Origin of the sequence: Tardiphaga sp. 619_E2_N8_4 (assembly GCF_051810905.1) — a bacterium.
Taxonomy (GTDB): Bacteria; Pseudomonadota; Alphaproteobacteria; order Rhizobiales; family Xanthobacteraceae; genus Tardiphaga; species Tardiphaga robiniae.
In genome coordinates, this window is the sequence record NZ_JBPWQJ010000001.1 from 4,452,133 (window position 1) to 4,472,582 (window position 20,450).

At 61.1% G+C, this 20,450-nt stretch carries 21 protein-coding genes; 9 read left to right on the top strand and 12 right to left on the bottom strand.

The genetic code is table 11. The annotated features are described in order from the left end of the window. Nucleotides 1-93 precede the first annotated feature (93 nt). The 4 genes from AB8A23_RS21395 to coaD are packed head-to-tail and all read right to left on the bottom strand — an operon-like array spanning nucleotide 94 to nucleotide 2,094. A complete protein-coding gene (locus AB8A23_RS21395) occupies nucleotides 94-561 on the bottom strand; it encodes a peptidylprolyl isomerase (protein WP_089264447.1) in 468 nt (155 codons plus the stop codon). Continuing rightward, entirely contained in the window at nucleotides 537-980 is a 444-nt protein-coding gene (locus tag AB8A23_RS21400) for a hypothetical protein (RefSeq protein ID WP_120290341.1), read from the bottom strand. Before AB8A23_RS21400 ends, AB8A23_RS21395 begins: the two co-directional genes overlap by 25 nt. A 5-nt stretch (nucleotides 981-985) precedes the next feature. Next, the gene (locus tag AB8A23_RS21405) at nucleotides 986-1,555 is read right to left on the bottom strand and encodes a peptidylprolyl isomerase (protein WP_089264448.1); all 570 of its coding nucleotides are present in this window, start codon (nucleotides 1,553-1,555) and stop codon (nucleotides 986-988) included. 41 nt (nucleotides 1,556-1,596) lie between these two features. Continuing rightward, nucleotides 1,597-2,094 carry a pantetheine-phosphate adenylyltransferase gene (coaD, locus tag AB8A23_RS21410; protein WP_439058277.1) on the bottom strand — a complete coding sequence of 166 codons (498 nt, stop codon included), beginning with the start codon at nucleotides 2,092-2,094 and terminating at the stop codon, nucleotides 1,597-1,599. Nucleotides 2,095-2,164: 70 nt separating this feature from the next. Between coaD and AB8A23_RS21415 the strand changes: the two genes are divergently transcribed. The 3 genes from AB8A23_RS21415 to AB8A23_RS21425 all read left to right on the top strand — a co-directional run bounded on the left by AB8A23_RS21415 (nucleotide 2,165) and on the right by AB8A23_RS21425 (nucleotide 4,795). Further along, nucleotides 2,165-2,407 carry a hypothetical protein gene (locus AB8A23_RS21415; protein WP_184516379.1) on the top strand — a complete coding sequence of 81 codons (243 nt, stop codon included), beginning with the start codon at nucleotides 2,165-2,167 and terminating at the stop codon, nucleotides 2,405-2,407. Nucleotides 2,408-2,419: 12 nt separating this feature from the next. Beyond that, nucleotides 2,420-2,677 carry a hypothetical protein gene (locus AB8A23_RS21420; protein WP_089264450.1) on the top strand — a complete coding sequence of 86 codons (258 nt, stop codon included), beginning with the start codon at nucleotides 2,420-2,422 and terminating at the stop codon, nucleotides 2,675-2,677. Nucleotides 2,678-2,887: 210 nt separating this feature from the next. Continuing rightward, the gene (locus AB8A23_RS21425) at nucleotides 2,888-4,795 is read left to right on the top strand and encodes a potassium transporter Kup (protein WP_089264451.1); all 1,908 of its coding nucleotides are present in this window, start codon (nucleotides 2,888-2,890) and stop codon (nucleotides 4,793-4,795) included. A gap of 81 nt (nucleotides 4,796-4,876) precedes the next feature. Here AB8A23_RS21425 and AB8A23_RS21430 read toward each other — a convergent pair whose 3' ends face one another. After that, complete coding sequence (locus AB8A23_RS21430; protein ID WP_309943933.1) at nucleotides 4,877-5,770, bottom strand: LysR family transcriptional regulator; 894 nt, start codon at nucleotides 5,768-5,770, stop codon at nucleotides 4,877-4,879. A gap of 155 nt (nucleotides 5,771-5,925) precedes the next feature. Between AB8A23_RS21430 and AB8A23_RS21435 the strand changes: the two genes are divergently transcribed. After that, nucleotides 5,926-6,582 (top strand): hydrolase, encoded by a 657-nt coding sequence (locus tag AB8A23_RS21435; protein ID WP_120289867.1) that lies wholly within the window; start codon nucleotides 5,926-5,928, stop codon nucleotides 6,580-6,582. 145 nt (nucleotides 6,583-6,727) lie between these two features. On the opposite strand, the gene gyrA is transcribed toward AB8A23_RS21435, so the two are convergent. The 3 genes from gyrA to AB8A23_RS21450 form a co-directional block, all read right to left on the bottom strand. After that, complete coding sequence (gene gyrA, locus AB8A23_RS21440; protein ID WP_309943935.1) at nucleotides 6,728-9,499, bottom strand: DNA gyrase subunit A; 2,772 nt, start codon at nucleotides 9,497-9,499, stop codon at nucleotides 6,728-6,730. Between the two features lie 205 nt (nucleotides 9,500-9,704). Next, nucleotides 9,705-10,109, bottom strand: coding sequence for a DUF2306 domain-containing protein (locus AB8A23_RS21445; RefSeq protein WP_309943937.1), 405 nt, complete (start codon nucleotides 10,107-10,109; stop codon nucleotides 9,705-9,707). A gap of 459 nt (nucleotides 10,110-10,568) precedes the next feature. Further along, entirely contained in the window at nucleotides 10,569-11,393 is an 825-nt protein-coding gene (locus AB8A23_RS21450; RefSeq protein ID WP_439058276.1) for an AAA family ATPase, read from the bottom strand. A 228-nt stretch (nucleotides 11,394-11,621) separates the two neighbouring features. Between AB8A23_RS21450 and AB8A23_RS21455 the strand changes: the two genes are divergently transcribed. Next, nucleotides 11,622-12,419, top strand: coding sequence for a class I SAM-dependent methyltransferase (locus AB8A23_RS21455; RefSeq protein WP_315841945.1), 798 nt, complete (start codon nucleotides 11,622-11,624; stop codon nucleotides 12,417-12,419). A gap of 375 nt (nucleotides 12,420-12,794) precedes the next feature. Here the strand turns inward: AB8A23_RS21455 and AB8A23_RS21460 are convergent, their stop codons facing one another. Beyond that, nucleotides 12,795-13,301, bottom strand: a complete 507-nt coding sequence (locus AB8A23_RS21460; protein WP_089264456.1) for a single-stranded DNA-binding protein — start codon at nucleotides 13,299-13,301, stop codon at nucleotides 12,795-12,797. A gap of 465 nt (nucleotides 13,302-13,766) precedes the next feature. Between AB8A23_RS21460 and AB8A23_RS21465 the strand changes: the two genes are divergently transcribed. The 3 genes from AB8A23_RS21465 (at nucleotide 13,767) to uvrA (ending at nucleotide 18,741) form a co-directional block, all read left to right on the top strand. Then, entirely contained in the window at nucleotides 13,767-14,498 is a 732-nt protein-coding gene (locus AB8A23_RS21465) for an outer membrane protein (RefSeq protein ID WP_120289875.1), read from the top strand. Nucleotides 14,499-14,735: 237 nt separating this feature from the next. Continuing rightward, the gene (locus AB8A23_RS21470) at nucleotides 14,736-15,524 is read left to right on the top strand and encodes an outer membrane protein (RefSeq protein ID WP_175367023.1); all 789 of its coding nucleotides are present in this window, start codon (nucleotides 14,736-14,738) and stop codon (nucleotides 15,522-15,524) included. A 238-nt stretch (nucleotides 15,525-15,762) separates the two neighbouring features. Further along, nucleotides 15,763-18,741: an excinuclease ABC subunit UvrA gene (uvrA, locus tag AB8A23_RS21475; RefSeq protein WP_231080751.1), complete on the top strand. Its 2,979-nt coding sequence runs from the start codon at nucleotides 15,763-15,765 to the stop codon at nucleotides 18,739-18,741. Nucleotides 18,742-18,802: 61 nt separating this feature from the next. Here the strand turns inward: uvrA and AB8A23_RS21480 are convergent, their stop codons facing one another. The 3 genes from AB8A23_RS21480 to AB8A23_RS21490 all read right to left on the bottom strand — a co-directional run bounded on the left by AB8A23_RS21480 (nucleotide 18,803) and on the right by AB8A23_RS21490 (nucleotide 19,585). Beyond that, nucleotides 18,803-19,135 carry a DUF5615 family PIN-like protein gene (locus AB8A23_RS21480; RefSeq protein ID WP_139285843.1) on the bottom strand — a complete coding sequence of 111 codons (333 nt, stop codon included), beginning with the start codon at nucleotides 19,133-19,135 and terminating at the stop codon, nucleotides 18,803-18,805. Between the two features lie 3 nt (nucleotides 19,136-19,138). Beyond that, nucleotides 19,139-19,366 (bottom strand): DUF433 domain-containing protein, encoded by a 228-nt coding sequence (locus AB8A23_RS21485; RefSeq protein ID WP_093759119.1) that lies wholly within the window; start codon nucleotides 19,364-19,366, stop codon nucleotides 19,139-19,141. 78 nt (nucleotides 19,367-19,444) lie between these two features. Next, on the bottom strand, nucleotides 19,445-19,585 hold the full coding sequence (locus AB8A23_RS21490) for a hypothetical protein (RefSeq protein ID WP_165826921.1): 141 nt from the start codon (nucleotides 19,583-19,585) through the stop codon (nucleotides 19,445-19,447). Between the two features lie 228 nt (nucleotides 19,586-19,813). On the opposite strand from AB8A23_RS21490, the gene AB8A23_RS21495 reads away from it, so the two are divergent. Beyond that, the gene (locus AB8A23_RS21495) at nucleotides 19,814-20,449 is read left to right on the top strand and encodes an HAD-IA family hydrolase (protein WP_439058275.1); all 636 of its coding nucleotides are present in this window, start codon (nucleotides 19,814-19,816) and stop codon (nucleotides 20,447-20,449) included. The last annotated feature ends 1 nt before the right edge of the window (nucleotide 20,450 follow it).

Below are 20,450 nucleotides of genomic sequence, written 5' to 3' on the forward strand. Positions count from 1 at the left end.
GTGTTGATGCCTATAAAACGAGGATGCCCGGGACAACTAGCGAAGTTCGCTTCGCGCTGCCCGGGCATGACGAACGTGAGGGAGGAGCTTAACTTAGGCAGCCGCGTCGGCGGCCATATGCGCCTTGACGATCTTGTCGGGGTTCTGCACCGGCTCGCCGCGCTTGATCTTGTCGACGTTCTCCATGCCTTCGGTGACCTTGCCCCAGACAGTGTACTGCTTGTTGAGGAACGACGCGTCGTCGAAGCAGATGAAGAACTGGCTGTCTCCGGAATCCGGGCTGGCCGCGCGCGCCATCGACAGCGTGCCGCGCACATGCGGCTCGTTATTGAATTCGGCCTTCAGCTTCTTGCCCGAACCGCCGGTGCCGGTGCCCTGCGGACAGCCGGTCTGCGCCATGAAGCCGTCGATGACGCGGTGGAAGACGATACCGTCGTAGAAGCCTTCGCGCACGAGCTCCTTGATACGGGCGACATGGCCCGGTGCCAGATCCGGGCGCATCTCGATGGTGACGGGACCCTGGGTGGTTTCAAGGATCAAAGTATTCTCGGTAACAGCCATGCTCGTCTCTCTACTGGTTTGGGTTGGTTTCGGCGGTCGTCAAACCGCACTCGGAAGGGGCGTCCAGCGACCGCGTCGCCCAGGCCCCCGGTAAATGGCATCGGCGTGCAATGTTGCAATGTCTCCATCACAGCCGTTCGGTAAGCAACGCTGTCGGCCTCGGAGGCATCCGGCGTCTCGAAGGTAATTCGCGGCCTTCCGAGAAGTTCACCGGATCGCTTGAAGCTGAACAGTACCGTGATCTCCATGCCCGGATGGCCGCGCGGCAAGGCGGGCGGATGCCAGCACGCTTTCAGCCTTCCGAACATGCCCTCCAGCGTACTCACGGCGTCAGACTGAGCCGATGCCGGATGCGCCTGAAGGACGCCAGACAGCAATAATGCCGCGAGCAGAGCAATCACCCTGCATCGCGGCATCATGATGCTCACTTGATGTCGGAAGCGACCTGAACCTTGACCATCTTGTCAGGGTCGGTCACGGCGCCGCTGGCCGAACCGGGAGGCGCCTTCTTGAGCTTGTCGACGACGTCCATGCCGGCGACGACGTCGCCAACCACGGTGTATTTGCCGTTCAGCGACGAGCCCTCCGCGAACATGATGAAGAACTGCGAATTGGCCGAATCCGGATCGCCGGCACGTGCCATGCCAACAACGCCGCGCTTGTACGGCACCTGCGAGAATTCGGCCTTCAGGTTCGGATACTTCGATCCGCCGGTGCCGTTGAAGTTCTTGCCATCGCCGGTCTGCGCCATGAAGCCGTCCATCACGCGGTGGAACGGTACGTTGTTGTAGTAGCCTTCGCGGGCGAGCAGCTTGATGCGCTCGGCGTGCTGCGGGGCGATATCGGTGCGCAGCTTGATGATGATCCGGCCCTTGGTCGTGTCGATCACGACCGAATTGGCCTTGTCGAGGCCAGCCGGAAGGGCTGCCGGAGCCTGCGCGAAAGCGGGAGCCGCGAACATCAGCGCGGCAGCAAGTGCGACTATACGGATCATGGAAACTCCGGATCAGAGAAAGCCGGTCAGCCGGCGTTTGATTAAGCGGCGAATTTGGACTTGAGGCTATTGGCAACCGCGTCCGGGACGAAAGCCGAAACGTCGCCGCCCATGGCGGCGATTTGCCGGACCAGTGTGGCGGTGATCGGGCGGACACTCACCGAGGCCGGAAGAAATACCGTCTGCACATCCGGCGCCATAGTCTCGTTCATGCCGACGATCTGCATCTCGTAATCGAGATCGGTGCCGTCGCGCAGCCCACGGATCATGATGGTCGCACCGATCTGTTGCGCCAGTGTGGTGGTGAGATTGTCATAGGTCGTGCAGTCGAATTCGCAGCCGGCGGCTGAGGCCAGCGGTCCGAACACCTGCTTCACCATCTCCAGCCGCTCGTCCGTCGAGAACAGCGGCTTCTTGCCAGGGTGAACGCCGATCGCGACCACGAGCTTGTCGCACAGGCCAACGGCATGGCGGACCACATCGAGATGGCCATTGGTGACGGGATCGAATGAACCGGGATAAAGCGCGATACGGGGCATTCCCCCTCCTACCCCGCCCCCGTTCGAGCCGCAAGCCGACTTGGTTCCGCCCGCTGGGGCCGAATGGCCGATGTTTATTTTCGGACAGGGCTCGAACCGGATGCCGGGTCAGCGCGTCTACTGGGTACGCAGCAACGATATTGAAAACATTGGGCTTTCGAGCCTCATGTGTCGTCATGCGCGTACGGACGAAACACAAACCGGGCCGGATGAAACCACTTTGCCCGGACACGACAACTTCCTGAAACCGGGCCTGATTAATCAGGCAAGCACAGGAAGCGACAAACAAACCGGGCCAAAACGGCCCGAATGACAGGGGACCGTCATGATCAAGACTCTCTCAGCAGTTGCCGTCGCAGCTTTCATCGCAGCCGCCCTCACCGTTCTGCCGGGCTTTGCCCCGAAGGTCGAGGCGTCGGTGCCGGTGGCCCTCGCCAAGGCCGACCGTCTGGACATCCACACGGTAGGTCGCAACTGCTCCGAGCAGGCCTGGCCGAACTTCGAGGCCTCCTGCCTGCGTAACGCAGCCAGCAAGACGATCACTGTCCGCGAAGTCCGCCTCGTGACCACCGAGCGTCGCTAAGCGGCAAAGAATACCGTCCCCGGCCAGAGCCGGGGGCGTACTGATACTCAATCCGGGCAATTGAACTACACTCCCCCACCGCGCGCGATGCATAGTTCAGTGAAATTCTCGCGACAACTACTTCAACTAATTTCATAGCAATTCGCGACGCAACGTCGCAGACTGGCGGTCAAGCGCAATTGTCAAGCGCGAGTCCCGTGAGGGCTGCCAGTGACCGCCATCCCAGCCGCATCGCCAGGCCACTCTGGCGGACTTCCTCTCACGGCAACGATCGGCGCGCTCGGCGTCGTCTATGGTGATATCGGCACCAGCCCCCTTTACGCATTGAAGGAAGCCGTGAAGGCAGCGGCCCATGGCGGGCCTCTCACGTCCGAAGCAACGCTCGGCGTGGTGTCGCTGATCCTCTGGGCGTTGATCCTCATTATCTCCCTGAAATACGCGCTTCTGATTCTGCGCGCCGACAATCGCGGCGAAGGCGGCATCGTTGCCCTGCTGGCACTGCTCCACGCGCGCAACGCAGAGCCGGGCACTTGGCGCATACATTTGCTGGTCGTCGGTCTCGTCGGCGCCGCCCTGCTCTATGGCGATGGCGCCATCACGCCGGCGATCTCGGTGCTTTCAGCCATTGAAGGCCTCAAGGTCGATGCACCGTCGCTGGCGCCGGCCGTGGTGCCGCTCACCGTCATCATTCTGATCGGGCTGTTTCTGATGCAGAGCAAGGGCACCGGTTTCATCGGCGGCATCTTCGGGCCAGTGATGCTGGGCTGGTTTGCCGTGCTCGCGCTGCTCGGCATCCATGGCATCGTGCAATCGCCCGGCGTGCTCGCTGCCGTCAGTCCGCTCTATGCCTTCGAATTCCTGATCCATCAGGACTTTCACATCAGCTTTGCCATTCTCGGCGCTGCCTTCCTTGCCGTGACCGGCGGCGAAGCGATGTATGCCGATATGGGCCATTTCGGCCGGATGCCGATCAGGCTCGCCTGGTTTGCCATCGCCCTGCCGGCGCTGGTGCTGAACTATTTCGGCCAGGCGGGACTTCTGATCGCCGACCCGACCGCCATCAACAATCCGTTCTATCAACTGGCGCCGGACTGGCTGCACTACCCGCTGGTGGCTTTTGCCACCGTCGCGACGGTGATCGCCTCGCAAGCTATCATCTCCGGTGTGTTCTCGCTGACGCAGCAATCGATCCAGCTCGGCTTCCTGCCGAGGATGCAGATCCGGCACACCACCAGCCACGCCATGGGCCAGATCTATGTGCCGCTGGTGAACTGGCTGCTGGCGGCGGCGACACTGGCCGCCGTGCTCAGCTTCGGCACATCGGACGCGCTGGCAGGCGCCTATGGCATCGCGGTATCGCTGCTGATGGCGATCACCACGCTGCTCGCGGCATTGGTCGCACTGCAATGGGGCTATCCGCCGCTTCTCGTCGTGTCGGTGAACGGCTTCTTCTTCATCATCGATTGCATCTTCTTCGCCGCCAATTCCACGAAGCTGTTCGAAGGCGGCTGGTTTCCGCTGTTCTTGGCGGCTGCTGTGGCGTTCCTGATGCTGACATGGCGCAGCGGCGTCAAACTCGTTGAAAGCGCCCGCGCCAAACTGCGTCAACCCGAAGAGGACCTGATCGAGACGGCCGTGAGTCGCTGCCATGCGCGCCTCAATGGCACCGCGGTGTTCCTGGCATCCATGCCGAATGGCGTGCCGCTAGCACTGACGCAATTCGTCAAGCACAACCACGTCCTACATGAGCGCGTCATTCTGGTGACTGTACTGATCTCCGAAGTGCCGCGCGTCCCGGATGCCGATCGCGCCGAGATTATCGAAGTCATTGAAGGGATCACGCGCGTCATCCTGCATTACGGCTTCATGCAATATCCAACGATTTCCGACGGGCTCGGCCTGGCCTCCGAACAGGGTAAGCTGCCCGGCATCGACCTCGCCGAGATCACCTATTACATCGGCCGGGAGACCATCATTCCCAGCGACAAGGTCGCCGGGATGGCGGTGTGGCGCGAAACCGTATTCGCGTTCCTCCAGCGCAACGCCGAGCGCTCCGCGGCGTTCTTCGGCGTGCCGACCAAGCAGGTCGTCGAATTCGGCACCGAGATCGAGATTTAAGCCGCGCGCGACTTAAGCCTCGGCCGGCCGCGACTGCTCGCAGCAGGCCTGGCCGAACGTCGAGGTCTGCCTGCCTGCGCTCTAGCGACCCACGCCCGCAAGGCGCGGAGCCTCTGCGAAACACGCGATGAGCATTTCGGTGAGGACTCGTACCTTTCGAGAGGGATGCTGACTTGGCGGGCGGATGACATAGACACCTGCCGGTGGCGACGGATGGCGGGTCATGACCGGAACAAGCGCGCCGGAGGCGACATCGTCATGGGTGATGCCATCGGGGAGCCAAGCGATGCCCAGTCCTGCCAATGCTGCGGCGCGGAGAGCCGTGCCGTTATCGGCTTTGAAGCGCCCCTGCGGGCGCACCGTGATTGTCTTGTCGCCGTCCATGAATTGCCAGGCCTCTGTGCCCTGCATGAGAGCCTGATGCGCAACGAGGTCGTCCGGCGTCTCGGGGGAACCATGCGCTTCGATATAGTCCGGGCTGGCAATCAGTTTTCCATAGATAGGCCCGACGTGTCGCGCGATCAGGTTGGAGTCCGGAAGATAGCCAACCCGGATCGCGCAATCGAAACCTTCGGCGATGAGATCAACGAAGCGATCACTGTAGACGCTATGGATGTGGAGCTGCGGGTGCCGTCGCGCCATGTCCGCAAGCACGGGAGCTAAGTGCGTTGGGCCGAAAGTAAGCGGTACCGCGATGCGCAAGCGGCCGCAAAGCTCGCCATCAGGCAGGAGCAACTCCCTGGCCGCGTCGATCTCGGCGCAAGCACGCGCTGCATGGTCGCGAAACGCGACCCCCGCTTCGGTGAGCGCAGCGCCGCGCGTGGTTCGTGCGAGAAGCTGCACGCCAAGTTCCGCTTCAATGCGAGCAAGCTGCCGACTGACGATCGACTTGGAGACGCTGAGCCGACGCGCAGCGGGCGAAACGCCCCCGGCATCGGCAACTTCCACGAATGTCCTGAGCGCTTCGATGTCCAATTCGGCGTTCCCCATTCCGCAACACAGCTTGCCACGGAAGGGCACTACCTCATCAAGCCCAAGAACGGCAATACCCCGTCGAGACAGCGCCGCCGTTGGCGCATGTCCCATCAAGAAGACCAATCTCACTCACAACGGCACCAGAGGATATATTCATGACCTTTCGTAATGGCCTTGCGTCGCTCCTTCGTCCCGAAGACTCGGTCCTCATTCTGATCGACCACCAGCCCTACCAGCTCGCCAACGTGAACAGCCATGAACCGCAGATGGTGATCAACAACACGGCGGGCCTGGCGAAGGCCGCCAAGGCGTTCGGCGTTCCCACCATCCTGACCTCGGTGCTCGCCGAGCGTGGCGGTCTCTTATTCCCTCAGATCACCGACGTGTTCCCCGGCCAGGAGGTGATCGACCGGACCTTCATCAACACCTGGGAAGACCCGAAGGCGGTGGACGCCGTCAAGGCAACGGGCCGCAAGCAATTGATCATCGCGGGCCTGTGGACTGAGATCTGCGTCGCGATGCCGACGATCCAGGCCCTTGGCGAGGGCTGGGACGTAACGGTCGTCACCGATGCCTCGGGCGCCGTTTCGGTCGAGGCCCATCAGGTCGCCATCCAGCGCATGATCGCGGCCGGCGCCAACATGATGACCTGGCTGGCAGTGGCCGCCGAATGGCAGCGCGACTGGGCGCGGGCTGAGAGTGCCGCCAAGCTAACGGAAGTGATGACGCAGCATGCCGGCGGCAGCGGCATTGCGTATCTGTGGGAGCAACAGCTGCTGAACACGCCGGTGCCGAAGAGCGCAGGCGCATAGCGCCGAAAAGCCCCTTTCGACCGAGCAAGCGCGAGGTGTTGGGTTCTCGCTTCGCTCAACCCATCCGGCACATCGCATACATAAAAGAAAAACCCGCGGCATGACCGCGGGTTTTTTATCAACGTGCCAGCCGCTGCGGAGAGTCTCAGCCCTCCGCCACCGGCGCACCGTTGCCATTCTCGCCCTCTTCGCCCTCGCCCGCCTCGCCGATATGCTCGACCGACACGACGTGCTCGTCGTCAGCCGTGTTGAACACGATGACGCCCTGGGTCGAACGGCCGGCGATGCGGATGCCTTCCACCGGGCAGCGGATGAGCTGGCCCTTGTCGGTGACAAGCATGATCTGGTCGCTGTCTTCGACCGGGAACGAAGCGATCAGCTTGCCATTACGGTTGTTGACCGACATGGCGACGATGCCCTTACCGCCGCGGCCGGTGGTGCGGTACTCGAACGACGAGGTCCGCTTACCGTAACCGTTCTCGCTGATGGTCAGCACGAATTGCTCGGACGCCGACATCTCGACATAGCGCTGCTCGCCGAGTTCAATGGCGCCGGTCGCCTCTTCGGTCTCCACAGCAGCCGCCGCTTCGTCCGCGACATCGGCACGCTCCTCGGCGCCGCCGCGACGTACCGCATTAGCACGACGCAGATAAGCCGCACGTTCGTCGGAATTGGCCTCGAGGTGGCGCAGGATGGTGAGCGAGATGAGCTTGTCGCCGTCCGCCAGAGAGATACCGCGAACGCCCATCGAGCTGCGGCCCTGGAACACACGGACGTCAGTCACCGGGAAGCGGATGCACTGGCCGCCGGCAGCGGTCAGCAGCACGTCATCATGTTCGGTGGCGATCTGCACATCGACGATCGCTTCGCCCTCATCGAGCTTCATCGCGATGATGCCGGAGCGCCTGACATCGACGAAGTCCGACAACTTGTTGCGGCGAACATTGCCGCCTGTGGTCGCGAACATCACGTCGAGGGTTTCCCACGTCGCTTCGTCCTCGGGCAGCGGCATGATCGTGGTGATGCGCTCGCCCTGCTCCAGCGGCAGGATGTTGATCATCGCCTTGCCGCGCCCGTTTGGCGGTGCGATCGGCAGACGCCAGACCTTTTCCTTGTAGACCTGGCCACGCGACGAGAAGAACAGCACGGGCGTATGGGTCGAGGCCACGAACAGACGCGAGACGAAATCCTCGTCGCGCGTCGCCATGCCGGAGCGGCCCTTGCCGCCGCGGCGCTGCGCCCGATAGGTCGAGAGCGGCACGCGCTTGACGTAGCCATGATGCGATACCGTCACCACCATGTCTTCGCGCTGGATCAGGTCTTCGTCTTCGACCTCGCCTTCCTGTTCCATGATCACGGTCTTGCGCGGTGTCGCGAATTCCAACTTCACCGCGCCGAGTTCGTCCTTGATGATGCCCTGGACGCGCGCGCGCGAACGTAGGATCTCCAGATAGTCCGCAATCTCGACGGCGAGCTTGTCCAGCTCGTCGGAGATTTCTTCGCGGCCCAGAGCTGTCAAGCGAGCCAGTCGCAGATCGAGAATGGCCTTGGCCTGTTCGAAAGACAGCCGCGCGGTGCCGTCTTCCTCGAGGCGATGGCGCGGATCGTCGATCAGCATCATCATCGTCGCCACATCCTGCGCCGGCCAGCGGCGCTCCATCAGGATGTCGCGCGCAGTTGTCGGATCCGGCGAGGTCCGGATCACACGAATGACCTCGTCGATATTCGCCACCGCAATGGCCAGGCCGACGAGGATATGCGCGCGATCGCGCGCCTTGTTGAGCAGGAACTTGGTACGGCGCGTGACGACCTGTTCGCGGAACGCGACGAAGATCGTCAGCAGATCCTTCAGGTTCATCAGCAACGGACGGCCGGTGTCGAGCGCCACCATGTTGGCGCCGAAATTGGTCTGCAGCGGCGTGAACTTGTAAAGCTGGTTGAGCACCACCTCCGGCACCGCGTCCCGCTTCAATTCGACGACGACGCGAAAACCGTCGCGGTCGGATTCGTCGCGTAGATCGGAGATGCCTTCGATCTTCTTGTCGCGCACCAGTTCGGCGATGCGCTCCACCATGGTGGCCTTGTTCACCTGATACGGGATCTCAGAGACGATGATCGCTTCGCGGTCCTTGCGCGTCGGCTCGATCGAGACCTTGCCGCGCATCACGATGGAGCCGCGGCCGGTGTGATAGGCCGTACGAATCCCGGCGCGGCCGAGAATGATGCCACCGGTCGGGAAATCCGGACCCGGAATGATCTTGTTCAGATCGTCAATGGTGAGGGACGGATCATCGATCAGCGCGACGCAGGCGTCGATGACTTCACCGAGATTGTGCGGCGGGATGTTGGTGGCCATGCCGACGGCAATGCCGCCGCCGCCATTGACCAGCAGATTGGGAAACTTGGCCGGCAGCACGCGCGGCTCGCGGAACGAGCCGTCATAGTTGTCCTGATAGTCGACCGTGTCCTTGTCGAGATCGTCGAGCAGCGACTGCGCGATCTTGGTCAGGCGCGATTCCGTGTATCGCATCGCGGCGGCCTGATCGCCATCCACCGAACCGAAATTGCCCTGACCGTCGATCAACGGCACGCGCATCGAGAAGTCCTGCGCCATGCGGACCATGGCGTCATAGACCGACTGATCGCCATGCGGATGATATTTACCGATGACGTCGCCGACGGTTCGCGCCGACTTGCGATATGGCTTGTTCCATTCGAAGCCGTTCTCATACATCGCGTAGAGAATGCGCCGATGCACAGGCTTCAAGCCGTCGCGCGCATCCGGCAACGCACGCGCCACGATCACGCTCATGGCGTAATCGAGATACGAACGCTTCATCTCATCGAGGATGGATACGGGACGAATATCCGAGGGGGCCGGTGGCTCCCCAGGCTTCTGGTCTTCAGTGTCGGACAAGGATGATTTCCGGTCAGGTTTTGCTGGGAATCATATAGCGCATCGCGCGGCTTCAAGCCACCCCGCAGACAACGCCCGCGGCTCTATTTTCCTGCTGATTTTTCAAATGCTTACGGGAGCTGTACAGGGCTTGTGAAGTGGCCCCGAATAAGCCAGCCCGAACCCGCCGAATCTTGCGAAAATCATGCGGCCGTCTTGCAGCAATCTAGCGACCGAAGACTACGGTGTGCATGACCCGGCCGGGCACGAGGGTGAACACGCCGGCGATCACCAGGGCGCCGGCGAAGATCGAAATCATAGTGATGGCATGCGCCCTGACGCGGTGCCGGCGTGCGGCGACCACTCCGACCACCAGCATCACCGGCGCGATGATCGACAGCAGGTGGATCGGGCTCCATATGTCCCAGAGCCGATAGCTGTGGCCATGAATCCAGAACGAGCTGATCGCGACAGTGGCGAGCAGCGCCACCCAGATCCAGCCGAGCGTTCTGTGTGGCAGCGTGCCCTTGGGCGCGATCAATTGAACGACACCGAGCACGAATGCGACCATGGCCGCAAAAGCATGCAGCGGGATTGGAGCGGCGGCATCAAGCAACGGCTGCAGCGACATGGTGGCTCTCGCATTCAGCAGGCAATGTCAGTTCACCATCGCAGAAATCTTTCCATTGTAAAGATAATATGGTCCACCACATTGCCGCAGCTAACCGTCCCCTCAAAAAAGCAAAACGCGCTGCAAGCAATCAGCTCACAGCGCGCGATGCAGAAGTTCAGGACGTCCTGACAGCAGATCAGAAGGGTTATATGTGGTTATGGACGTGATGCGTGAGGCGGTCGAGGAGCGCGCCGGTGACCGAGGCTGGATTCCGGGATATCTCCAGGTCGCGCCTGGCGGACGGCTGCACCTTGTTTCGTGCGCGCCTCACGGGCTGATCGTGGCTGAATGGTTGGTTTCGGACGCAAGGCTCTCCGAGACAGGGGACCGCGCTAGTCGAGGCGACCCAAAGTATCCATGCCTCGCTCCGGGCGGACCGGGGCTCGACCACGCAATGATTCAAATCGTGAGCGAGCGTCAGATGCTGCCACCAGGCCCCCGTGCGAAATGTTGAGATCCATCAAGTTCATAGTTGCCAGCTAATCCAGTGGTTTGGCTTTTATCGCCTTGGTCACCCAGGACGGTCTCATTGATATGCTCTCCCAGGACTCGCGTGATGACCTTATCGAAATTGAGGGGGTCGGCACCGTTGACTTGTATCAAGGACCATCCGTCCCGGCGCAAGCACTCGCCGATCTCCCTTGAGATATTGGCCTGCTTCAAGCCCCTGTCCACGCCGAGTTCGAACAGGAGGACTTCGATGAGCGGCTGGTGCGCATGCCGATCCGTAAGACGGCGGCGCAACGTTTCCTGCGGCGCATCGAGCTGGACAAGCAGGTCCGGTCGCGGCAGGAACGCTAGGCAGTCACGAACCACGTCAATGCTTGGAGTTCGCGCCAGCAAAACCAGCGCACACAATGCCTGGATCAGGCCTTCTTCAAAAATGAAGTAACCTTCCGATTCCTGCGCTGTACGCCAAGATTCGCACAGTAGAGCGATGTCGACCTTCATGCGCCACGACCATGTGCGGCTTCGTAGCGGGATTGATGCTAGAAGCCGCGCCGCGACACCGTCCTTCGGCAGGGTCGATAGCAAGACAGGACCGGAGGTGGCAATCTTTCTGCCAATACGCCCAATGCCATGGCGCGTCTCCGGGCCGTCATCCTGGGCCGACGCATATTCAATCAGGCGATAACCGTTCACTGTCTTCAGGTTGATGCCTTCTTGCGCCAGCCCCCGGCAGAGGCCGCGAAGAAGTGTGGTCTTGCCTGCACCAGGCGGCCCAAATAACTCGATGATCATGGTGGAATGCCCAGCGCCTCGGAACAAGCTGTCATTTACCTGCAGGTCAGAGCTTAGCCGGATTACAAACCACACCAACGTTCATTTGAATGACTGTTCGGATCCGCGGACTGTCGCCCGTCGACTAGTCGGATCACGCCTGCCGCTCCGTTCCGGCATCGTGCGAATGCATGAAGACGTCGTCCCGACATCGAGGTTAGCGTCGGCGGACTCGAGGGACATATCCTTATGCTCAACGGAGACACGTTCAGCTATCGCGCGAGCCACCAGTCGGTTGATGTCGTTGCCGACTACGTCAGCACCTTCGAGGTGGGCCATTGCGCGGCATTGTGGCGGGACGTCGAACAGCCCTTGCTCGAAAGCATTCTGCGCCGGCTCGGAGGGCCACAGCGAACAAGCCTCGACTTCGCTTGCGGAACCGGACGCATTGCGAAGGTCGCCGCTCGGTTGTTCGGCTCGGTTGTCGGGGTCGATGTGTCAGAAGCGATGCTTTCGGCAGCTTCGGTGCCAGACAACGTGACGCTGCTATGCGTCGACGTCACCAAGGTTCCTCTCGAACAGACATTTGACGTTGCCACCGCATTTCGGTTCTTCTTGAATGCAGAAGACACGCTTAGGCGCGACGCATTGCGGGCGATCTATCGGCATCTTCGCAACGACGGCGTATTGGTGTGCAATATCCAGCTCAATGCAACGTCACCCATCGGGTCGTTCAGTCGTGTCCTGAACTGGGCATATCCGAGCAGACCTCGAAACACCCTGACTTTGTATCAATTTTCAAGCCTGCTGTCGGATGAGGGATTTGAGGTCGTGGAGAGCACGTATTACGGCTATCTCCCGCGACCGGGCCGGTTGTTTCCACATCTCTGCGAGGCGCTGATCGAGCCATTCGAAAAGGCGTGCCGGAGGCTCAAGGTGCCGGGATTATTGGCGGAGAGTTTTATTGTCGCGGCGCGAAAGCGGGAACGCCTGTTTCCTCAGGTGCAGGACCCTCGGCGAATCGTGCAGGCACCAACAACCTCTTGAGGTTCGGGAGCATGATCATCGAGTTCTTTGGCCCGGCAGCCGCAGGAAAGACCACCTTCGCCCACGCGCTGTGCAAGCGGCTCAACGAGCGCGGCCATCATGCGAATGTTGTGCTCAGCTAGCCTAAGGGTCCGGCAGCCCGCTCTCCCTATCCAAGAGAAGCCCAAACCTCTCGCCGCCCTCCATTACAACGGGCTTTACGCGAAATCGGCTGGCAATGCGTTGATTTATCAAACGAAAGCCCCCCTTGTTTACACAAGCGGGCCCCACAGAATCTGATTCGAGTCTCGTCGGCAATCCGGAAGCTGAAAAACGCTAAGTCATTGAAGAAGCGACGAAAGCGTTTTTTAGTTTACACACAGCTCCAACCAACAGTCAGAACGGGATGTCGTCATCCATGTCGCTGCCGCGGCCACCACCGCCGGCCGGTGCGGCCACGCGGCGCTGCGGCGGAGCGCTCGACTGGCCGCCGCCGAAGCTGTCGCCCATGTCATCGCCGCCGTAACCGCCGCCACCACCCGCGCCACCGCCCTTGCCGTCGAGCATGGTCAGCGTCGAGTTGAAGCCCTGCAGCACGATCTCGGTGGAGTATTTCTCGACACCCTGCGGATCAGTCCATTTGCGGGTCTGCAGCGCGCCTTCGATATAAACCTTGGCGCCCTTCTTCAGATACTGCTCGGCGACCTTGGCGAGACCTTCGCTGAAAATCACGACGCGGTGCCACTCGGTCTTTTCCTTGCGCTCGCCGGTGCCCTTGTCGCGCCAGGTATCCGAGGTCGCGACGGTCAGGTTGACGACCGGATTGCCGTTCTGCATCCGGCGGACTTCTGGATCCTTGCCGAGATTGCCGACCAAAATCACCTTGTTGACGCTACCCGCCATGCCACTCTCCTACTCTCGAATCTGAATTGCTGATTGGGCGCCGGCGCAGGCCCTGGCCCGCGCGCAAACGCCGCTGATGATGGGACCCTATACGGTCCGCGCTCCCGCGCAGGCCCCCGCGACCGGGTTATCCACGATCTCTTATATGATCGCCCTCCCATATAGCATGTTCCATTTTTGTTCTCAAGGACACCCCTTGGCGAATTGTTGGGCGACGACGAAGTGGCCGAGTCGTCGCTGTCGCGTCTGAGTCGAGCAATAGTGGAACCCGAAGGGAACCGCGCCCGGCCAAAATTCATATACCTTTCATTAACTTAGAAACGGCCAAACATCGAAGACGAGTGTGCTATTTGGGTGACGGACTTTTTGGCAGACTTGCGTATATTTCGATCACTGAATTGCATTTGGCGCTTGCGCCGGGACACGAGGCTTCGCCGACGCGAAGCAATTTTGGGGAGAATTCACATGAAGAAGTTTCTTTTGGGCACCGTTGCTCTGATCGCTCTGGGCGCTTCGGTTCCGGCAATGGCCGCTGACCTGGCTGCTCGTCCCTACACCAAGGCTCCGGCTTACGTTCCTGCCCCGATCTACAACTGGACCGGCTTCTACATCGGCGGTCACGTCGGCGGCGCCTTCAACGGTTCGAACGGCTTCGGCGGCACTTCCGACAATTCGGATGGCCGTTTCCTCGGCGGCGTGCAGATCGGCTATGACTATCAGTTCGCTCCGAACTGGGTGTTCGGCATCGAAGGTCAGTACAGCTGGGTTGGTTCGAACAACACCAACGTCGCTTTCGTTCCGGCTGGCGTCACCTACAACCTGAACCAGAAGGGCCTCGCCTCGGTCACCGGTCGCATCGGTTACACCTGGGGTCCGGCACTGCTCTACGTGAAGGGCGGCTACGCTTACTCCGACTACAGCGAATCGCTGGTCACGACCGTTGGCGCCGTTCCGGTGGCTTTCGCAGCTGGCACCAAGCATGACGGTTACACCGTCGGCGCCGGCCTCGAATACCTGTTCACCCAGAACTGGTCGGGCAAGGTTGAGTACCAGTACTACGACTTCGGCAAGACCACCTTCGCTGCTCCGTCGCCGGTTGGCATCGTCGGCCTGTCGTCCCGCAACGACGAGCACACCGTCAAGGCTGGCCTGAACTACCGCTTCAACTGGGGTGGCCCGGTTGTCGCGAAGTATTGATCTTCGCGCCTGATCTCAGGCTTCTGACTTCGGAAAGGCCGGCGGAAACGCCGGCCTTTTTCATTTCATCGTAGCCGGTCCGTTGCCTGGAAGTGGTCGCACTAACTTGCTTCTATTCTGGCGCGTAGATATGCACTTTCGCGCAACCCCCGCGTTAGTTTCTTGGTGTTGCAATCGAAATACAGACGGCCTTACTGAATCACGCTAGGGTTGCGACATCAATTGGGGAGTCTGACCATGAAGAAAATTCTGATCGCATCCGTCGCCCTCGCCGCTGTCGGCGCCGGAACATCGGCTTCAGCTGCCGATCTGGCAGCGCGGCCCTACACCAAGGCGCGGCCGCCGATCGTCGATCCGACCTACAACTGGTCCGGCTTCTATATCGGCGCCAATGCAGGCTATGGCTGGGGTCGCGAAGATCATACCGACCTGCTGCCCGGCTTTGGCGGCTTCTGGACCTCCGGTACGTTCAGCCCCCTCGGCACCACCCAGCGCACCAAGCCCGCCGGCGCCGTCTATGGCGGTCAGGCGGGTTACAACTGGCAGTCGGCCAATTGGGTGTTCGGCGTCGAACTCGCAGGCGGCGGCGCGAACATGCGCGCGACTGACATCAGCATCTTCTTCCCAGGCTCGGATCGGATCAGCTCGAGGATCGATAGCACCCTCACTGCCTCCGGCCGCCTCGGCTACGCCTTCAACAACTGGTTGCCCTATGTGAAGGGCGGCTACGCCGGTGCCCGATTGAAGATGAGCAATTTCGACATTTTCGGAAGCCATCTGGACAACAGCCAGTGGCGCAGTGGCTACGTCGTCGGCGCGGGTCTTGAATATGGCTTCGCGACGAACTGGATCGTCGGTGTCGAGTATAATTACATGGATTTCGGCACGACGTCGTTCAGCGGTCAAAATCTCACGGCGACCGGAGTTCTGTTCGGCACCGAAAGGTTTGACGACAAGCTGACCGTGTCCACGGTCACCGCCCGTCTGAGCTACAAGTTCGGTGGCCCGGTCGTCGCGAAGTATTGAGCTTCGCCTGATCTCGGGCTCCTGACTTCGGAAAGGCCGGCGGAAACGCCGGCCTTTCTCGTTTGCCGGCCGCTGCGCAACCTCTCTCCCAACAAACCGTTGATCGTTGCTTCGGAGCACTGGAAATTCCCGCCCGTTCTTCCTATGTTCCAGCGACAATCAATTGGCGCCCGATCCCGGCCCGGCCGGCGATGCGCGCCCGGATGTGGCGCGCCCGACGCGCCGGGGAATTGCCTGTATGGACGAGATCATCAAGGCGAAGCGGCAGCAGGCCGCCGCCAACATGCGCAGCATCACCATCCGCGGCGCGCGCGAGCACAATCTCAAGAATGTCGATCTGACGATTCCGCGCGACAAGCTGGTGGTGTTCACCGGTCTGTCCGGCTCCGGCAAATCGTCCCTCGCCTTCGATACGATCTATGCCGAAGGCCAGCGCCGCTACGTGGAGTCGCTGTCGGCTTACGCCCGGCAGTTCCTGGAGATGATGCAGAAGCCGGATGTCGATCAGATCGACGGGTTGTCGCCGGCCATTTCCATCGAGCAAAAGACCACGTCGAAGAATCCACGCTCGACCGTCGGCACTGTGACCGAGATCTACGACTATATGCGCCTGTTGTGGGCGCGCGTCGGCATTCCCTATTCGCCGGCGACCGGATTGCCGATCGAGAGCCAGACGGTGTCGATGATGGTCGATCGCGTGCTGGCGCTGCCGGAAGGCACGCGTCTCTATCTGCTGGCGCCCGTGGTGCGCGGCCGCAAGGGCGAGTATCGCAAGGAGCTGGCCGAATATCTCAAGAAGGGTTTTCAGCGCGTCAAGATCGACGGCACCTTCCATGAACTCGCCGAAGCGCCCGTACTCGACAAGAAGTTTCCGCATGACATCGACGTCGTCGTCGATCGCATCGTTGTCAGGCCGGATATCGGCCAGCGCCTCGCGGAAAGTTTTGAGACCGCGCTGAAGCTCGCCGAAGGTCTTGCGGTCATCGAATATGCGGACGCTCCTGCCGCTCCCGCGGAAGAAAAGAAATCCGACAAGAAGGTGGCGAAGATTCACGACAAGACAGGTGCCGAGCGCATCCTGTTTTCCGAGAAGTTCGCCTGTCCGGTCTCCGGCTTCACCATTCCGGAAATCGAACCCAGACTGTTTTCGTTCAACAACCCTTATGGCGCCTGTCCGAAATGCGGTGGCCTCGGTGTCGAGCAGACCATCGATGCCGATCTCGTCATTCCCGACAAGGAACTGACGCTGCGCAAGGGCGCCATCGCGCCATGGGCGAAGTCGTCGTCGCCCTATTACGTGCAGACGCTGACGGCGCTCGGCAAGTTCTACAAGTTCACCCTCGACACCAAGTGGAAGGACCTGCCGAAGAAGACGCAGAACGCCATCCTGCACGGCTCCGGCGATGACGAGATCAAGTTCTCCTATGAAGACGGCGTGCGCTCCTACGACACCAAGAAGCCGTTCGAGGGCGTCGTCACCAATATCGACCGCCGCTTCCGTGAGACCGAAAGCGAATGGGCGCGCGAAGAACTCGGCAAGTATTTTTCCGACGTGCCCTGCGATGCCTGCGAGGGCTATCGGCTGAAGCCCGAAGCGCTCAGTGTGAAGATCGGCGGCAAGCATATCGGCAACATCTCGGAAATGTCGGTGCGCAAGGCTGGCGACTGGTTCGAGTCCGTGCCGGATCTGCTCAACAAGCAGCAGAACGAGATCGCCGTCCGCATTCTCAAGGAAATCCGCGAGCGCCTCTCCTTCCTGCTCGATGTCGGCCTCAACTATCTCACGCTGGCGCGCTCATCCGGCACGTTGTCGGGCGGTGAGAGCCAGCGTATTCGCCTGGCGTCACAGATCGGCTCGGGCCTGACCGGCGTGCTCTATGTACTCGACGAGCCCTCGATCGGCCTGCATCAGCGCGACAATGCGCGGCTGCTCGATACGCTGCGGCGGCTGCGCGATCTCGGCAATACCGTGATCGTGGTCGAGCATGACGAGGACGCGGTGATCGCGGCCGATTACGTGGTCGATGTCGGCCCCGGCGCCGGCACCCATGGCGGCAATATCGTCGCCCAGGGCACGCCCCAGGAGGTGATGAAGAATCCGAAGTCGCTGACCGGCAAATACCTCACCGGCGAAATGTCGGTGCCGGTGCCGGAGCGCCGGCCGCCGAACCATCGCCGCACCATCAAGGTGATCAATGCGCGTGGCAACAATCTCAAGAACGTCTCGGCGGAAGTCCCGCTCGGGCTGTTCACCGCGGTCACCGGCGTCTCCGGTGGCGGCAAGTCGACGCTGCTGATCGACACGCTCTACAAGGCCATCGCGCGCAAGCTCAACGGCGCCAGCGAAGGCGCCGCGCCGCATGACCGCATCGAAGGCCTGGAGCATATCGACAAGATCATCGAGATCGACCAGTCGCCGATCGGCCGCACCCCGCGTTCCAATCCGGCGACCTATACCGGCGCCTTCACGCCAATCCGCGAATGGTTTGCCGGCCTGCCGGAATCCAAGGCACGCGGCTATGAGGCCGGCCGCTTCTCGTTCAACGTCAAGGGCGGCCGCTGCGAGGCGTGCCAGGGCGACGGCGTCATCAAGATCGAGATGCACTTCCTGCCCGACGTCTATGTCACCTGCGATACCTGCAAGGGCAAACGCTACAACCGCGAGACGCTCGAAGTTCTGTTCAAGGGAAAGTCGATCGCCGACGTACTCGACATGACCGTGGAAGAAGCCGCCGACTTCTTCAAGGCAGTGCCGCGTGTGCGCGAGACGTTCAAGACGCTGCATCGCGTTGGACTGGATTACATCCATGTCGGCCAGCAAGCGACGACGCTATCCGGCGGCGAAGCGCAGCGCGTGAAGCTCGCCAAGGAGCTGAGCAAGCGCGCGACCGGTCGCACACTTTACATTCTCGACGAGCCGACCACGGGACTCCACTTCCACGACGTCGCCAAACTGCTGGAAGTGCTGCATGAGCTGGTGGCGCAGGGCAACACGGTGGTGGTGATCGAGCACAATCTCGAAGTCATCAAGACCGCCGACTGGGTCATCGACCTCGGCCCCGAAGGCGGCGACGGCGGCGGCGAGATTGTCGCCTGGGGCCCGCCGGAAGATATCGTCAAGGCACCGCGCAGCTATACGGGGAAGTTTTTGAAACCGGTGCTGGAGAAGGCGGGGAAGCCGAAGAAGCGGAAGCAGGCGAGCGAGGCGGCGGAGTAGAGGAGCGCGCGATCTATATTTTATCGTGGCGCGGGGTGACGATCACATCGACGGCGCGCCCTCAAGTCGTAAGCTCTATCACAGCATCTCCGCGCTCAATCGCTTTGATCACCCTCTGCATCGCACGCAAGATTCGAGCGATCAGGGTGCGATTGTTCATGTTGCCGAAGCGGATCCAGAGAATGAATGGGCCGCTCCGCCGTGCAGCACGGAGCATGGCGAAGTCGCGGTCTTTGGTAACGAGTACGGCAGAGCGGGCGACGGCTTCATCCCAGATCATCGCATCGGTCGCGGCCAGCATGCCAAGATCTGCAGTATGGATCGCATCCAACCCACGACCCCGCAGTGCTTCCGCCAGAGCCGGAGGAAGTTGCGTGTCGATAAGGAACAGCAATTGCTACTCCGCGGGGATAACCGGATGATCGGCTTGGCTGGCAGCAAAAGAAAGAACGGCATCGATATCCGCGCTCTCCAGATAAGGGTAATCGATTAGAATTTCCTCGCGCGATTGACCGGCCGAGAGCAAACCAAGCACATCGGATACGGTGATGCGCAGCCCGCGGATACAGGGGCGTCCATGCATGCGGTCGGGATCAATCGTAATTCGCTCCGAGAGGTCGTTCATTTTAAAGAACCTGCCGTAAAGCATCGATAGCTAAGCATAACAAATAAGGCGAGACCTGTCAGTGCCTATCCTTCACGCTTACCTCAGCCCCGTCCCGTGACACCTCTGGCACTTCACCACCTTCTCGCCCTTTTTCAGCAGGCCCTTGCCTTCGCAATTCTTGCACTTCTGCTTCTTCTTAGTGTTGGGGCCTTTCTGGTTCGGTCTATCGTCTGCCATGAGGGCCTCCTGCGGGTGATATGAAACGGCAATGACGGACTTAGCACGCTTGCGTGCGGCTCGTGCATCGTTTCGCCGCGCGAATGCGGGTTGAAAACCGGGTCTGATGGGATCATCCTTGCGACGGGTCGCATATCGGCCACGACTCAGACGAGAACCAGCCCGTGACCGCCACTGCCAAACATCCAGCCGAGACCGAGACCCCGGCCACCTCCCCGCCCGCCAGCCATGCCCTATAAGCTCGCCATCTTCGATTTCGACGGCACGCTGTCCGACAGCTTTTCGTGGTTCCTCAGCGTCATCAATTCCGTCGCCGACAAGCACAAGTTTCAGCGCGTCGAACGCGACCGCATCGACGAGTTGCGGAGCGTCGGCGCCGGTGAGCTGATCCGGCTGCTCGGCGTCGCCAAATGGCGGATCCCGTTGATTGCGCGCGACATGCGCAAGCGCAAGGCGCAGCAGATCGACCGCATTTCGCTGTTCCCAGGCGTCGACCGCATGTTCTGTGAATTGAAGGCGCGTGGCATGACGATTGCGATCGTCAGCTCCGATAGCGAGGACAATGTCCGACACGTGCTCGGCGATCTCGATCAGCACGTCGCCTATTTCGCCTGCGGCGCCGGCCTGTTCGGCAAGACGGCGAAATTCCAGCGTATCCTTGAGCTCACCGGCATCTCTGTCGATGACACGATCAGCATCGGTGACGAGATCCGCGATATCGACGCTGCACGCGAGGCCGGAATCGATTTCGGCGCGGTGACGTGGGGCTATACCAGCGGAGCGGCCCTGAAAGCGCGCACGCCGAATTATGTGTTTTCCCGGATCGACGAACTAATCGCGACGCTGGCTGTGCCAGGACGCTAAC

What these genes read in the sequence shown, in the direction of transcription:
- AB8A23_RS21395 (WP_089264447.1), bottom strand. Translation starts at nt 561, where the DNA reads ATGGCTGTTACCGAGAATACTTTGATCCTTGAAACCACCCAGGGTCCC.
- AB8A23_RS21400 (WP_120290341.1), bottom strand. Translation starts at nt 980, where the DNA reads ATGATGCCGCGATGCAGGGTGATTGCTCTGCTCGCGGCATTATTGCTG.
- AB8A23_RS21405 (WP_089264448.1), bottom strand. Translation starts at nt 1,555, where the DNA reads ATGATCCGTATAGTCGCACTTGCTGCCGCGCTGATGTTCGCGGCTCCC.
- coaD (WP_439058277.1), bottom strand. Translation starts at nt 2,094, where the DNA reads ATGCCCCGTATCGCGCTTTATCCCGGTTCATTCGATCCCGTCACCAAT.
- AB8A23_RS21415 (WP_184516379.1), top strand. Translation starts at nt 2,165, where the DNA reads ATGTTTATTTTCGGACAGGGCTCGAACCGGATGCCGGGTCAGCGCGTC.
- AB8A23_RS21420 (WP_089264450.1), top strand. Translation starts at nt 2,420, where the DNA reads ATGATCAAGACTCTCTCAGCAGTTGCCGTCGCAGCTTTCATCGCAGCC.
- AB8A23_RS21435 (WP_120289867.1), top strand. Translation starts at nt 5,926, where the DNA reads ATGACCTTTCGTAATGGCCTTGCGTCGCTCCTTCGTCCCGAAGACTCG.
- AB8A23_RS21445 (WP_309943937.1), bottom strand. Translation starts at nt 10,109, where the DNA reads ATGTCGCTGCAGCCGTTGCTTGATGCCGCCGCTCCAATCCCGCTGCAT.
- AB8A23_RS21450 (WP_439058276.1), bottom strand. Translation starts at nt 11,393, where the DNA reads ATGATCATCGAGTTATTTGGGCCGCCTGGTGCAGGCAAGACCACACTT.
- AB8A23_RS21455 (WP_315841945.1), top strand. Translation starts at nt 11,622, where the DNA reads ATGCTCAACGGAGACACGTTCAGCTATCGCGCGAGCCACCAGTCGGTT.
- AB8A23_RS21460 (WP_089264456.1), bottom strand. Translation starts at nt 13,301, where the DNA reads ATGGCGGGTAGCGTCAACAAGGTGATTTTGGTCGGCAATCTCGGCAAG.
- AB8A23_RS21465 (WP_120289875.1), top strand. Translation starts at nt 13,767, where the DNA reads ATGAAGAAGTTTCTTTTGGGCACCGTTGCTCTGATCGCTCTGGGCGCT.
- AB8A23_RS21470 (WP_175367023.1), top strand. Translation starts at nt 14,736, where the DNA reads ATGAAGAAAATTCTGATCGCATCCGTCGCCCTCGCCGCTGTCGGCGCC.
- uvrA (WP_231080751.1), top strand. Translation starts at nt 15,763, where the DNA reads ATGGACGAGATCATCAAGGCGAAGCGGCAGCAGGCCGCCGCCAACATG.
- AB8A23_RS21485 (WP_093759119.1), bottom strand. Translation starts at nt 19,366, where the DNA reads ATGAACGACCTCTCGGAGCGAATTACGATTGATCCCGACCGCATGCAT.
- AB8A23_RS21490 (WP_165826921.1), bottom strand. Translation starts at nt 19,585, where the DNA reads ATGGCAGACGATAGACCGAACCAGAAAGGCCCCAACACTAAGAAGAAG.
- AB8A23_RS21495 (WP_439058275.1), top strand. Translation starts at nt 19,814, where the DNA reads ATGCCCTATAAGCTCGCCATCTTCGATTTCGACGGCACGCTGTCCGAC.